This is a genomic window from Actinoallomurus sp. NPDC052308, assembly GCF_040679195.1.
GTDB lineage: Bacteria > Actinomycetota > Actinomycetes > Streptosporangiales > Streptosporangiaceae > Actinoallomurus > Actinoallomurus liliacearum.
In genome coordinates this window covers 12,654-25,321 of the sequence record NZ_JBFAUM010000013.1, presented here as the reverse complement: position 1 = coordinate 25,321, position 12,668 = coordinate 12,654, and the positions used below count along the sequence as shown (strand labels likewise).

13 protein-coding genes are annotated in these 12,668 nt (G+C 70.0%); 7 read left to right on the top strand and 6 right to left on the bottom strand.

From position 1 onward, the window contains the following. Positions 1–14 precede the first annotated feature (14 nt). The gene (locus AB0L00_RS26945; protein WP_364439609.1) at positions 15–767 is read left to right on the top strand and encodes a GntR family transcriptional regulator; all 753 of its coding nucleotides are present in this window, start codon (positions 15–17) and stop codon (positions 765–767) included. 70 nt (positions 768–837) lie between these two features. Continuing rightward, a complete protein-coding gene (locus tag AB0L00_RS26940) occupies positions 838–1,986 on the top strand; it encodes an ADP-ribosylglycohydrolase family protein (protein WP_364439606.1) in 1,149 nt (382 codons plus the stop codon). A 7-nt stretch (positions 1,987–1,993) separates the two neighbouring features. Here the strand turns inward: AB0L00_RS26940 and AB0L00_RS26935 are convergent, their stop codons facing one another. Beyond that, positions 1,994–2,590, bottom strand: coding sequence for a TetR family transcriptional regulator C-terminal domain-containing protein (locus AB0L00_RS26935; RefSeq protein WP_364439603.1), 597 nt, complete (start codon positions 2,588–2,590; stop codon positions 1,994–1,996). Between the two features lie 127 nt (positions 2,591–2,717). On the opposite strand from AB0L00_RS26935, the gene AB0L00_RS26930 reads away from it, so the two are divergent. From AB0L00_RS26930 to AB0L00_RS26920, 3 genes are all read left to right on the top strand, one after another. After that, a complete protein-coding gene (locus tag AB0L00_RS26930) occupies positions 2,718–3,398 on the top strand; it encodes an SDR family oxidoreductase (protein ID WP_364439600.1) in 681 nt (226 codons plus the stop codon). 92 nt (positions 3,399–3,490) lie between these two features. Continuing rightward, on the top strand, positions 3,491–3,976 hold the full coding sequence (locus tag AB0L00_RS26925) for a hypothetical protein (protein ID WP_345363601.1): 486 nt from the start codon (positions 3,491–3,493) through the stop codon (positions 3,974–3,976). Between the two features lie 187 nt (positions 3,977–4,163). Next, a complete protein-coding gene (locus AB0L00_RS26920; protein ID WP_364439598.1) occupies positions 4,164–5,063 on the top strand; it encodes a trypsin-like peptidase domain-containing protein in 900 nt (299 codons plus the stop codon). A gap of 330 nt (positions 5,064–5,393) precedes the next feature. Here AB0L00_RS26920 and AB0L00_RS26915 read toward each other — a convergent pair whose 3' ends face one another. The 5 genes from AB0L00_RS26915 to AB0L00_RS26895 all read right to left on the bottom strand — a co-directional run bounded on the left by AB0L00_RS26915 (position 5,394) and on the right by AB0L00_RS26895 (position 11,031). After that, positions 5,394–5,609 (bottom strand): hypothetical protein, encoded by a 216-nt coding sequence (locus AB0L00_RS26915; protein WP_364439595.1) that lies wholly within the window; start codon positions 5,607–5,609, stop codon positions 5,394–5,396. 339 nt (positions 5,610–5,948) lie between these two features. Then, positions 5,949–7,163 carry a tail fiber domain-containing protein gene (locus AB0L00_RS26910; RefSeq protein WP_364439593.1) on the bottom strand — a complete coding sequence of 405 codons (1,215 nt, stop codon included), beginning with the start codon at positions 7,161–7,163 and terminating at the stop codon, positions 5,949–5,951. Positions 7,164–7,282: 119 nt separating this feature from the next. Then, positions 7,283–7,891, bottom strand: coding sequence for a hypothetical protein (locus tag AB0L00_RS26905; RefSeq protein ID WP_364439590.1), 609 nt, complete (start codon positions 7,889–7,891; stop codon positions 7,283–7,285). Positions 7,892–7,938: 47 nt separating this feature from the next. Further along, a complete protein-coding gene (locus AB0L00_RS26900; protein ID WP_364439587.1) occupies positions 7,939–9,483 on the bottom strand; it encodes a glycosyltransferase in 1,545 nt (514 codons plus the stop codon). Between the two features lie 393 nt (positions 9,484–9,876). Then, entirely contained in the window at positions 9,877–11,031 is a 1,155-nt protein-coding gene (locus AB0L00_RS26895; protein WP_364439584.1) for a hypothetical protein, read from the bottom strand. 172 nt (positions 11,032–11,203) lie between these two features. On the opposite strand from AB0L00_RS26895, the gene AB0L00_RS26890 reads away from it, so the two are divergent. Together AB0L00_RS26890 and AB0L00_RS26885 are read left to right on the top strand one after the other, a co-directional pair. Beyond that, positions 11,204–11,944 (top strand): SDR family oxidoreductase, encoded by a 741-nt coding sequence (locus tag AB0L00_RS26890; RefSeq protein WP_364439581.1) that lies wholly within the window; start codon positions 11,204–11,206, stop codon positions 11,942–11,944. A 49-nt stretch (positions 11,945–11,993) separates the two neighbouring features. Continuing rightward, positions 11,994–12,659, top strand: coding sequence for a GntR family transcriptional regulator (locus tag AB0L00_RS26885; protein ID WP_364439578.1), 666 nt, complete (start codon positions 11,994–11,996; stop codon positions 12,657–12,659). Positions 12,660–12,668: the final 9 nt, after the last annotated feature.

Below are 12,668 nucleotides of genomic sequence, written 5' to 3'. Positions count from 1 at the left end.
TCCGGAGGTACGGCATGGACCGAGCGGCCGTGCACCGCCCGGCGGTCCGGGTGGATCGCACCAGCCCCGTCCCGCTCTACTTCCAGGTGGCGCAGCAGCTCGAGGCGGCCATCCACGACGGCCGGCTGCCCTCGGGGAGCCGCCTGGCGAACGAGATCCAGCTCGCCGACCGCTACGGCCTGTCCCGGCCGACGATCCGGCAGGCGATCCAGCACCTCGTCGACAAGGGTCTCCTCGTCCGCAAGCGCGGCGTCGGCACCCAGGTCGTCCAGGCGCAGGTGCGCCGCTCGGTCGAGCTGACCAGCCTGTACGACGACCTCCTCGCCGCCGGCCGCAGCCCCGCCACCCGCGTGCTGGAGCTCGGTACGCTGCCCGCCGACGAGGCGGTGGCCCGGGAGCTCGACGTGGCGCCCGGCACGGAGGTGGTGCGGCTGCGGCGGCTGCGGCTGACCGGCGAGGAGCCCCTGGCACTGCTCACCAACTACCTCCCGGCCGGCCTCGTCGCCCTGACCGCCGACGGCCTGGCCGCGCACGGCCTGTACGAGATGCTGCGCGCGGCGGGCGTCAACCTGCGCATCGCCCACCAGACGATCGGGGCCCGGGGCGCCACCGCCGCCGAGGCCCGGCTGCTGGCCGAACGCCGGGGCGTCCCGCTGCTGACCATGACCCGGATCGCGTACGACGACAAGGGCCGCCCGGCCGAGTACGGCCGTCACGTCTACCGCGCCGGCCGCTACTCCTTCACCCTCACCCTCGTCGAACGCTGACCGGGACCGGCCGCCCTGTGCCCGCCCGCTCAAGGCGTCCGTGGCGCCGATTAGGAGCAGACTCTGCGCCATGTACGCACGCTCAGAGTTTCCCGAACCGGACCGGATCTTGGGCTGCCTGCTCGGCGGGGCCATCGGCGACGCGCTGGGAGCGCCGATCGAGCGCGCCACCCTGACGGAGATCCACGCCCGGCACGGCGAGGACGGACTGACCGGGTACGACGGCCCCGCGGGAGGCGAGGGCATCGTCACCGGTGACACCCAACTGGCGTTGCTCACCGCCGAAGCGCTCATCCAGGCGTCGGTGCGCGCGCGGACGAGAGGCATCGGCGGGGCCACCGGGGGGCTGCTGCAGTGGAACTACCTGCGCTGGCTGGAGAGCAAGGACGGACGGGCCGCCGGACCCGAACCGCTGGAGGCCGGCGGGCTGGTCCCACTGCGAGGAAGCGGACTGTCCGCACTGCCGGAGATGCGGGCCCGGCGAGGCCCCGGGCGCAGCTGCGTATCGGCGCTGCGCAAGGCCGCCGAGAGGGGTGAGCCGGGCCACCCCCTCGGCACCGTGGAGACGCCGATCAACGACTCCAAGGGCTGCGGCGGCGTGCTGCGCGCAGCGCCGGCGGGACTCGCCTTCTCCTCGCACGCGGCCTTCGGCACCGGATGCGAGGTGGCGGCGCTCACGCATGGTCATCCGAGCGGGTACCTGCCCGCGGGCGTCCTCGCCGCAACCGTCTGGAGCCTCCTGCGTGGCGCCGACCTGCCGAGCGCGCTGGCGACGGCACGGACTGCGCTGGAGACGCACCGCGGCCACGACGAGACCTCGCGGGCCCTCGACGCCGCGACCGCGCTGGCCGAGGCCGGCCCGCCGTCCCCAGAGGGGCTGGAGACGCTCGGTCGTGGCCGGGTCGGTACGCAGGCGCTCGCGATCGCCGTCTGCGCCGCGCTCCCCGCCACCGAACCCGGGTCCGTGCGCCCGGCGCTGCTGTCGGCGATCAACCACTCCGGCGACAGCGACGCCACCGGCGCGCTCTGCGGGTACCTGCTCGGTGCCCTCCACGGCACGCTCGGGCTACCCGGCCACTGGCAGTCCGGCCTCGACCTGCGCCGGGTCGTCATCCAGATCGCTGCGGACGCCGCCCTGGAGTTCGGCCCCAACCCGCCCACCGAGCCCGGCTGGTACGGCGCGCCGATGAGCTGGCTGCTGTGCTACCCCGAGGCCTGACGCGCGGTCACTCGCGGGGCGGCTGGTCACCGGCCGGGAGGAGGGTGCCGAAGACCAGGGCGAAGAAGGAGTCGAAGGCGTCGGCCGAGCGGTCGGCGCGGGCCCTGATGAGGGAGCCCTCCCAGGCGTTGACGATGAAGCCGGCCGTGGCCCGTGGATCGACACCGGTCCTCAGGACACCGGCGTCGCGGGCCTCGGCGAGGACGACGGCGATGGCCTCCGTCCACTGCGCGAGGCCCTGACGCACGGCCTCGCGGATGACCTCGCTGTGATCGGCGATCTCCGCTCCGAGATTGCCGAGAAGGCAGCCGCGTGTGAACTCGTGCCGCACGACGTAATCGCGGATCGCCTCGAAGTGCGCCCGTAGCCGGGCCAGGGGCTCGCCGTGTCCTCCGGCCAGTTCCCGGGCGGGGTGCTCCGCGCCGTACCGCCGCAGCGCCACGACGGCGAGCGCCTCCTTGCTGTCGAAGTGGTTGTAGAACGACCCCTTCGGCACGCCCGCGGCATCGGTGATCACCTTCACGCCGGCCGCGTTGTAGCCCTGGACGTGGAACTGCTCCAGAGCCGCCTCGACGATCTCCTCGCGTACGCCTCGTCTGCCCATCTCCGCCACCTCCGCAGCCAATATGGCCGGTCGTCTTGCACCTGTCAACCGAGGCGGGAGGCGTTTGACAGAACTAAGACGACCGGTCATATTTAGCGCATCGGAGCTCGACCCGGAAGGAGAGATCATGAAGATCGAAGGTTCGGTCGCGGTGGTGACCGGTGGTAATCGGGGGTTCGGCCGGGAGCTGGTCACCCAGCTCATCGAACGTGGGGCCAAGGTCTACGCCGCCGCCCGTCGCCCTGAGACGGTGGACGTGCCCGGCGCCGTGCCGCTGGGGCTGGACATCACCGATCCGGCGTCGGTACGGGATGCGGCCGCCGTGGCGACGGACGCGACGCTGCTGGTCAACAACGCCGGCATCTCGACCGGGACGTCCCTGCTCGACGGCGACCTTCAGGACGTCAGGCGGGAGATGGAGACCCACTACTTCGGCACGCTGGCCGTGACGCGGGCGTTCGCGCCGGTCATCGAGGCCAACGGCGGCGGCGCCGTCCTGAACATCCTGTCCGTACTCTCCTGGTGGCACGCGCCGTCCACCGGCGCGTACTCCGCCGCCAAGGCCGCCGAGTGGGCGATGACCAACGCGGTGCGCCAGGAGCTGCACCCCAAGGGCATCCACGTCGCGGGACTGCACGTCGGTTACATGGACACCGACATGACCTCCCGTATCACGGCTGCGAAGTCCGATCCGGCGGTGATCGCCAAGGTCGCGCTGGACGGGCTCGCCGAGGACGCCGCGGAGATCATCGCCGACGAGGTGAGCCGGAACGTCAAGCAGAACCTGGCCGCGCCCATCGTGGCCTGAGGCGGCTTCGGGACGCCCTGCGCCGGTTGACCCGGCGGCACTCCCCCGCGATCATGCCGACTTCGGATATCGGCGGTACGTCTGGAGGAGCCATGACCGTTCATGTGTGCTCGTTGAAGTTCGACGCCGACCGCGACGGTGGCCCGCAGTCCGTCCCGGCCGGCGACTCGTACCACGTCGTCCGCTTCCCGTACGGAGCGGCCGAGTCGTACGACGCCGACAACATGCACGCGCTGACGCGGAACGGCGCCGACCATCCCTTCCCGTCCGATGCGGCAAGCGGGCTGATCTGGCCGGCGCATGAGGCGTGGGGCCGTCTCTACGCGATGATCCAGTGGGAGACCGCGTCGGGCGGCGCGGCGACGGAGTTCCGCGACCAGTTCGTCCGCGACCCCCTCGGAACGGCGGACACCACCTGCACGGAGCACCGGCCGTCCTCGCCCGGGATGCAGTGCTTCGCGAAGACCTGGGCGATCTTCGTGCATCCGGACGTGCCGCTCGGACTGCGCGTCGCCCACAACGCCGACCGGCCGCTGGACCTCGTGATCGCCGAGTTCAAGCTGGAGTACGACGCCTGACGGAGCCGGAAAGGGCGCTCCCGACGGTCAAGACATGATCAAGGAATCGCCAAGACGGCAAAGTGCGCTATAACTGCCGAGCGTCATCGCATCGGCCCGCCGTTTCCTCCTGACCCCGCTGCGGCCGAGCCTCTCCCCCCAACCGCAGAGACTCGAATTGCACACCAATAGAAGAATCGTCCTCACCGTGTCGGCCTGCACGGTCGTCGCGATCGGCTGCGGCCTCGCATTCCGGAGCGGAGGCCACTCGTCGGCGACGGCGGTGGCTCAGAACGTGTCGGCCGGTGGCACCCGGGAGACCGCGTCCTACTGGACGGCCGCGCGAATGAAGGCGGCCACTCCGCTGGACCGGCGAAAGCCGTCGCAGGCGCCGTTCCAGACCAGCACCGCGATTCCGCGCGCGGCGACGTTCACCGGGATTCCCACGGTGGGCAGGCTGTTCTCGCACAGTAAAACGGGCGACCACTACTGCACCGCGAGTGTCGTCTACAGCACGAAGCACAACCTCGCGCTCACCGCCGCGCATTGCATCTACAGTTACAACTCGAGCACCAAGACCGGCTACTACCGGGACAAAGTCGCCTTCGTCCCACAGTACGACGCGGGCAAGGCGCCCTACGGCGTCTGGGCCGCCAAGTCCCTCCTCGTGCACAGCGGTTGGAAGGCACGCGCCGATCCGGACCTCGATTTCGGGTTCGTGACCCTCGCCAAGGACCCGGCGAGCGGAAAGAACGTCGCGGACCTCACCGGGTCGAACCGCCTGACCCCGAACACGGCGCTTCCCGAGACCGTGCACGTCGTCGGGTACCCGGCGAGCGGAACGTCGTCGAACGACCGGGCGGTTCAGTGCGACACGACGGCGATCCACCGCTTCACGTACCAACTCGCCTTCGACTGCGACGGATTCACCGGCGGCACGAGCGGCAGCCCCTGGCTCTGGAAGTACGACCCGGTGAAACGGCAGGGAAAGGTCATCGGCGTCCTCGGCGGGTACCACTTGGGCGGGGACTCATCCCGGCGGTCGTACTCGTCGCTGCTGGACAAGGACATCGCCGGCCTGCGCGACCAGGCGGAGCGGACAGGCTGAAGCCGACCGCTCCGCGCGGCCACGGCCCCTCGCGCCGCCGGTTCGTGGGCCGGCGGCGCGGAGGCCGCGTACGACGTCAACGGGTGAACTCGTACGGCCCGATGTCGACGCCATGGCCGACGGGGCGGGCAGCTGTTACAAGCGCCCGCGACTCCGCCGGAATCTTCCGCCGAGGTCCGTGCACCACACCTGTTGCACCCGCTATCGTCGTTCCCGACCGCTTCTGAGCTGCGTGAACTCGAACCGCACGCTCGCGGCACCCCGGAGAATCGCCGGCGACGTCCGCTCCGGGGAGTTCACCGCCCACGAGGTCAACACCCACGATGTTAACTACGCGCGGTACCGCCAGGAGTGCTTGGGCGAGGGCATCGACCCCCACATCGCGGTCGAGGTCGAGGCCATCACCCCGGTCTGCTGCGCAGCCGGCTCGACGACGCGATCGAGGCCCGGGTCGACGACGTCCGCCAGTGGAACATCCAGTCCCGCCCCGAAGAAGCCGAGCGGGACCTGTTGCGCTCGCTGCGAGGAGCGGTAAAGCAGATTCAACGTGCCGGGGACGAGCAAGCCCCGGCACGAGGCGGCCGCACTGCTCCGGACATCCTGGCCGCGATCGTGCGCCTGAGCAGGTGACCCAACCCGGGTCAGCCTCCCGCCGGGTGCTCTGTATGGCCATCCTCGCGTGCGCGGACAGAACCAGCATCCGGGCCGTGGCCGATCTGGGAGCCGACGAAATGCTCGCCTCGCCCGGCGGCACTGGCCGCCCCTGCACGGCGGTTCGGAGGGCGATGGGCTGCTGGTGCGTATCGGCGGCGGCTGGCCTGGACCATCTGACCTCTGACCGGGGAGTCTGAACAGGCGTTGGCCGCAGTACGCCGGGAGGCCGGTTCACGGTCGTGGCTGGTGGTCCTCGCGTTTGGCGGGTGGGAAGTGGTCGTTGATCCACGCGGGCAGGTCGAAGGGTTTGGCCCAGCCGTGTACCCAGTGGTGGAACAGGGGCCGGGGGTCGGCGGGGTCCGGGAAGGCGGCGAAGCGCTTGACCTGGGTGTATCCGGCTTGGAAGGTGTGGCCGAGCGGGTCGAGGTGGAGCCTGTGGTCGATGAAGCCGATGGTGCGCAGGTAGGCGGTGAATTCGTGGGGTCCGGCGAGGAACTGGCCGGGGTCCCGGTGATGGATCGTGCTGGCCAGCCAGTCCAGGAACCCGCGGTGGATGGGGTTGGCGGGGGCGGCGCCTTGGAATTCGCTGGAGACGATGTCGTCGTCTTCGGAGACGATTCCGCTCCAGTGAAAACGGGCGGCGGCCTGGAGGTGGTCGGCCAGGCGGTCGGGGTGGACGACGCGCAGATCCCAGTCGAACCACCAGCCTCCGTGCTGGTCCAGCAGAATGCTGCGGACCAGGTCGGACAGGTCGCCGACGTTGCGGCAGCGCCGCAACAGGTCCGGCAGGAACTGGTCGGTGCCGTCAGCGAGGGCAGGTGGGCGGGTGGCGTCGTGGATCAGGGCAGGCAGGTCGTCGAGGGTGAGGAGTCGGTAGGTGTAGCCGTGGGCGGCGGCGAAGTCCTGGACGCTGGTCATGCAGTCGCGGCAGAGCGGGGGGATCGCGTCGAGGCGGTGGGCGAACTGGAAGATGCGGCGGGGGGTGGTCGTGCTGGCTTCCGAGAGAAGGTCGCGCCGCGCGTGCCCAACACCACGGCTCCCCGCCCATCCTGTGCCGCGGTGACGGTGCGGGCGAGGGTGCCCGGCGGCCGGATCGCGAACCGTGTCCGGGCCAGGTGCTTGGGGCGCGGCGACCGATGCTGAGGCCCGCCGGAGTGGTTGGGCTTGAGTGGGTGCCTGGGACCGGCCGGTGAGTTCGGTGAGCTCGTTTTCGAGGTCGGTGATGCGGCGGTGCAGGGCCTGGATGGCGACCATGGCGACGCCGTTGGCGTCGACGCAGGGGATGGCGGTGTCGGTGTCTGCGAGGCCGAAGGTGGCGTACCAATCTTGGGCCATGGGTCCCAGATGGCGGACGTGGCCGGGTTCCCACTTGTAGCGCCAGGTGCTGATGGGCAGGCTCGCGACCTTATCGAGGATGTCGTAGCCGTTCACCGGCTCGCCGGCCACGGCCGTTTCCGGGTTCGCGGTGCCGAGGACGGGCGTCGGTGGGTGAGGCGGCGTGACCGCTGGTGGGGCCACCCGGACCACCGGGCCGCCCCACCAGACCCGCCTCAGGCGAGGTGGCCTCATCGGTCCCAGCGCACCGGAGTGATGTCGGCCTTGATGCGACGGTCGCTTGGTGCCGAAGTGGTCAGGCACATGAGGTGGATTCCCGTGGATGATCCGGCGACGTTGGCGCTGGCACCGGCGTCGACGTCGACGGGAAGCCCGGGATTGGGGACCGTGGCGTTGACGTTGGCGTGCAGGCCCTTGGATCGTCCGGCTGCCTCCGCGCGGGTGCCGGCCTGCGCGGAGTCGCGGCGGGCGATGCCGCCGAGGGAACTGATCAAAGGCACGGCAGCGGCGGCGGCCCCGACCGCCGCGAAGCGGCGCAGAGCGTGCCGGCGGGACAGAGTGTTATCCGGTTCGCTCAGCGGGACGTCGAGCAGGCCGCTGGTGTGCAGTTCGGCCAGGGCGAGCCGGATGAGGTCGGAGTCGGCCGTCGGGTGGGTCTGGGCGACGGCCGCGGTGAGGTCGGTGAGACTGCGGGTGCCGTCGGCCAGGCGGAACACCGCGGCGCACACCGGGCTCAGGACGTGTCCCTGGTCGGTGGCCTCGTCGTAGACGGCCAGACGGCCGTCACCGGTCTCCTTGACGCGCAGCCCGTCATAGCGGGCCAGGGGGGCGTTCACCACGGGTGAGAATTCCTTTCATCGTTGCCGGGGGTCGTGATCGGGTGTGGTCACACGGCGAACTGGTCGCGGAGGTCTTCGGCAACCAGATCGAGTTGGCCTTCCTGGGCGGCGATGACCGGGACGATGCGGTAACAGCCAGGCTCATCCCACCGGGCCAGATACTGGTCCAGGGCGATGTTGCGCTGGATCCAGGCGGACATGCCCTCGACGGTGTCGGGGAGCCTGCCGAGGAGGCGGGTGAAGACGCTGCGGTGGTAGGCGATGGCGTGGGTGGTGGTGACGCCGGTGATCGCCTCCAAGTGGTCGCATCCGTCGACGCGCGGGAAGGTCCGGCCCCAGTCGGCACCGCCGAGGTAGAACAGTGACCACGGCCGCGACTGGATTTCGGCCAGGGCACGGCGCAGCACCCAGGTCGCGCCGTTGAGGAAGACCGCGTCGTCTTCCAGCACCAGAACCGATTCCAGACCATCGGTATGGGCCTGCTGGATCGCCTGCCGGTGCGACAGCGCGCAGCCGATGTGGTGGTTGCCCGGCGTGGGGGTGGCCGGTTGGCGATGGACCCGTTCTGGGGGGATGCCCAAGGCGGCCAGACGTATTTGCATGCGTTCCCAGCGATCCGGGCGATCGTCGAGGTTGACGCAGGTGATGGCGTCGAAGGCGGTGAACGGGTTCCGCGCCTCGGCCTGGTAGGCGGCCAGACCCTCCTCGACCGCCGCCTCCCCCAGGATGCCGGTGAAATGGTCGATGGCCTCGTCGGCGGGCAGGCCGAGTTCGTCGAAGCCGATCAGGTAGTTACGCAGCCGCCGATACCAGGTCTGGGTGGCGGCGACCGGCCGGGGAGCGTCGAAACGGTGAGTCCACCGCAGCGCGGGCAGGCACACCACGCCATGGCCGGCGCGGCGGAACTTTTCCTGCAGGTAGCCTTCCTCGCCCCCGTGACCGGCGAAGGCAGGATTCAGGCCGGGCCACGCCTTGGTACGGCAAGCGAAGACACCCAGCCCCTGCATGCCGATCTCGAACGCCGGCGCGGAAGCGTCGATGCCGCGCGGGTCGGTGCCCCATACGCCGTACATCCCCTGCCGCCATTCCGGTTCCCAATGGGTCGATACCGTGCGCCGATCCTCCGACACGAGCGGCCCTTGGATCAGATCGCCGCCGTCGGGGTGGTCGGCGATGTAGTCCAGTAGCGCTGCCAGCGCTCCGGGATGGAGCTGTACGTGGGAGTCCATGCACAACACCCAGTCCGAGACGGCTTCGCGGAACACCCGATCACGGGCCGCGGTGCCGACACGCCGGTCGTAGGGGACGTACCGCAGTTGCGGGATCGCCTGCTCCAGCCGCTTCAACGCCCACGCGTGCGGCCCGGAGGGGTGGTTGTCGACCACCACGATGCTGACCCTGTCCATCACCTCGGCGTGATAGAGCAACAGGCTCATCACCGAGAAGTACACCCCGTCGTAGTCGTCATAGGTCGCCATACCGACCGTGAGCGTGCACGGCTCCCCGGCCGGCCCCGCCGCCGGACGCTGCCGATACCGATCACCGGGTGCGGCCGCCAACTCCCGCAGAGCGGCCAGCGCCGCATCGTCCATCGAACTTCCTGCCGTACCGAGCAGATCGTCTACCACACAGTCACCCCAGCCACACCGATCCCGGCAACGCCGGTACTTCCAGCGACCACCCACATACTGCCTGTAGTCCGGGCATCTCACACAGCCACCAATGCATTATGTCCACAATCGGTCACATCCTGTAAGAAGCCACGTAGGCCCTGCAGCGGACCGGCCCAGGAACCGGCCGCCGTAGCTGGCGGTATCCGCGCAGTTGCAAAGGCCTCCACCTTCGCGTACAGGAGCCTCTGCTCACGATTCACTAGCGCCCGACGACGCTGGCGCGACGGGACGTGCACCACAGGTGTTGCATCAGCTAGGGTCTCCACGATCGCTCTTGAGCTGCGGAACCTTCAACCGCACACTCGCGGTGCCCTAGAGAATCGCCGGCGACGGGGTCCCGGCGGGCGGTGACGCCGGGGGCGAGTCCGTGCCGGAGGAGGAGTCCTGGCCGGACGACGGATCCGTGCCGGACTGCGTGCCGGATGGCGGCTCGGTGCCCGGTATGGGCGTTGCGGGCTGCGACGGCGGCTCGGCCTTCGGCCGCGTCACCGTCGACGAGCCCGTCATCGCCTGGTGGAACGCCCGACCCTGGGCGGTGACCTGGCCGGTGCCCGTGACCAGGCCGAATCCCCCGTGGTCGGTGGCGGTGTAGATCATCGCTCCGGCCGGCGCGGGGCGGAGGCCGCGCAGCCGGTCGATCGCCTTGGTCGTCCACGACGCGAGATAGTCGGCGTTCCCCGCCGTGTAGACGGGGCCGGCGGCGCTGGAGTCGGCGTTCCACTCGGTGATGAAGTACGGCAGTTGCTTACCGATCTTCCCTTGGACGGTCATCTCGACATCGGTGACGTGCGTCTGCCAGTTGGCGAGATGGCCCTCGCAGGTCTGTTTCCAGCCGGAGTCCCCGGCGGTGCCGCAGACGTACTCGTGCCAGGACAGGAAGTCCGGCTCGGGCATCGCACCGGCGACGAAGGCGCCGATGTAATTCACGTAGTCGTGGTCGACCCGCCAGGAGGCCGGCCCGACATAGCGGTACTCGGCGTTCGGATAGTGCTTCTTCAAGGCCGGCACGACCGTGTTCCAGGCCGCCGTGTAGTCGGCGGCCGGTACGTCGGTGCCGGGCAGATCCGGCTCGTTGCCGAACTCCAGGTAGGCGGTGCCGTCGCCGAAGACCTGGTGGATCAGGTCGAGCAGGTGCAGGTCGGTCTTCTCGACGTCGTCGGCGGTCCGGCCGGAGCCGAGCCCACGGATGATCAGCATCGGTGTGGCGCCGATGTCCCGTACCGCCTGCATCGCGGAGAGCAGCTGATCGTCGCTGACCGGAGCTCCGTTCGTCTTGAAGCGATCGCGCAGTGGCACCCGTACGATCGGCACGCCCCAGGAGCGGAACAGAGCGCGGGTCGCCGGCCGGGTGAGCATCGCGTCGTCGGGGCCGTAGAACGACATGTTGACGCCGAAGATCGGTTCGGCGGTGGTCGGCGTCGACTCACCGCGCCCGGGGACTGTCCGAACATGAAGGTGCCTCCTCATCGGGGGGAACAGGCCGCCGCTCGGCGGGGACACCCACATGCTCGGGTGGAGGAGAAGACCAGGACAGAGCCTCCGATTGATCTTTCGTTTGTTGGTTTGTTCGCCAGGTCGTCACGTGGAAGACCAGTCGCCATATCTGGTTTCGGGTGTCCAAAAAAGCTACTTTTCGGTCATGGCTGATCTTGCGGGCAAGACCGCGTTGGTGACGGGCGCGAGCAGGGGTATCGGCCGGGCGATCGCCCTGCGCCTGGGACGGGACGGCGCCCGGGTGGCGGTCCACTACGGCAATAACGAGGCGGCGGCCAAAGAGGTCGTCGCGGAGATCGGGGAGGACCGCGCCTTCGCCGTACGCTCCGAGCTGAGCGCCCCGGACGCGGCGGAGGTCCTGCTGGGCCGCGTCGAGGAGGAGTTCGACGGCCTGGACATCCTGGTGAACAACGCGGCGACGGTGTCGTACAGCGGTCTGGAGGGCACGACGCCGGAGGAGTTCGACCGGGTCGTGGCAGTGAACGTCCGTGCGCCGTTCTTCATCATCCAGCGGGCCCTGCCGCTGCTGCGCGAGGGCAGCCGGATCATCAACATCTCCTCCATGGCGACCCGCGTCGCGATGCCGAGGTTCGTCACGTACGCGCTGACCAAGGGCGCCGTGGACGTCCTCGGCCGCACTCTCGCCGCCGAACTCGGTGCACGCGGCATCACGGTGAACACCGTGGCCCCGGGCGTCGTGGAGACGGACAGCACGGCCGCCGTGCTGGCGGCACCGGGCCGGAAGGAAGCGGCTGCGGCCCGCTCGGCCTTCGGCCGCCTCGGTCGGCCGGAGGACATCGCGGACATCGTCGCCCTCATTGCCTCGGACGACGCCCGCTGGGTCACCGCCGGCTGGATCGACGCCACCGGCGGTTCGAACCTCTGAGCGATCCTCATAGATACAAGCTTGCATCTATGTTGGTACGCTCTTTCGCATGGCCGATCCCGCGAAGCGTCCGTCCGCTGCGCACACCGCGTACACGGTGACCAAGGAGCTGATCCTGTCCGGTGAGCTACCGGGCGGCAGCCTCATCAGCGAGGGGGAGATCGCCGAGCGGGTGTCCGTGAGCAGGACCCCGGTACGGGAGGCCTTCCTGCGGCTGGAGTCGGAGGAACTGCTGGCGCTTCATCCCAAGCGCGGCGCGGTGGTCGTGCCGGTGCCGCCGGGAGAGGCGGCGGACGTGCTGGAGCTGCGCTTGGCGCTCGAGCGGTCCGCGGCCGAGCGCATCGCGCGGACCGGCCTACCGGACGAGCATCACGAGAAGATGCGGGACCTGCTGGCGCGTCAGCGCGCTCTCGCCGAGGTGGCGGACGTCGACGGATTCGCCGACGCGGACGAATCGTTTCACCGGTGCATCGTCGAAGCGTCCGGAAACCGGCTGGCCGGCCGTTTCTACGCCACTCTGGGGGACCGTCAGCGGCGGATGAGCATCTTCGCGCTGCGCCCGCGGCCGGAGCGGCTGTCCCTGCTCGCCGACGAGCATGAGGCCCTGCTGGAGCTCCTCCGTGCCGGCGACAGCACGGCCTTCGCCTCGGCCCTGCTCGGTCATCTCACCGCGACGCACGGCCGGCCGCACCCGGCCGTCCGCGACGACGGCTGAAACCCCCGA

Bases quoted from the DNA above. Each gene is read 5' to 3' on its own strand.
- AB0L00_RS26930 (WP_364439600.1), top strand. From the start codon at position 2,718: ATGAAGATCGAAGGTTCGGTCGCGGTGGTGACCGGTGGTAATCGGGGG.
- AB0L00_RS26890 (WP_364439581.1), top strand. From the start codon at position 11,204: ATGGCTGATCTTGCGGGCAAGACCGCGTTGGTGACGGGCGCGAGCAGG.
- AB0L00_RS26900 (WP_364439587.1), bottom strand. From the start codon at position 9,483: ATGGACGATGCGGCGCTGGCCGCTCTGCGGGAGTTGGCGGCCGCACCC.
- AB0L00_RS26935 (WP_364439603.1), bottom strand. From the start codon at position 2,590: ATGGGCAGACGAGGCGTACGCGAGGAGATCGTCGAGGCGGCTCTGGAG.
- AB0L00_RS26940 (WP_364439606.1), top strand. From the start codon at position 838: ATGTACGCACGCTCAGAGTTTCCCGAACCGGACCGGATCTTGGGCTGC.
- AB0L00_RS26895 (WP_364439584.1), bottom strand. From the start codon at position 11,031: ATGAGGAGGCACCTTCATGTTCGGACAGTCCCCGGGCGCGGTGAGTCG.
- AB0L00_RS26945 (WP_364439609.1), top strand. From the start codon at position 15: ATGGACCGAGCGGCCGTGCACCGCCCGGCGGTCCGGGTGGATCGCACC.
- AB0L00_RS26885 (WP_364439578.1), top strand. From the start codon at position 11,994: ATGGCCGATCCCGCGAAGCGTCCGTCCGCTGCGCACACCGCGTACACG.
- AB0L00_RS26925 (WP_345363601.1), top strand. From the start codon at position 3,491: ATGACCGTTCATGTGTGCTCGTTGAAGTTCGACGCCGACCGCGACGGT.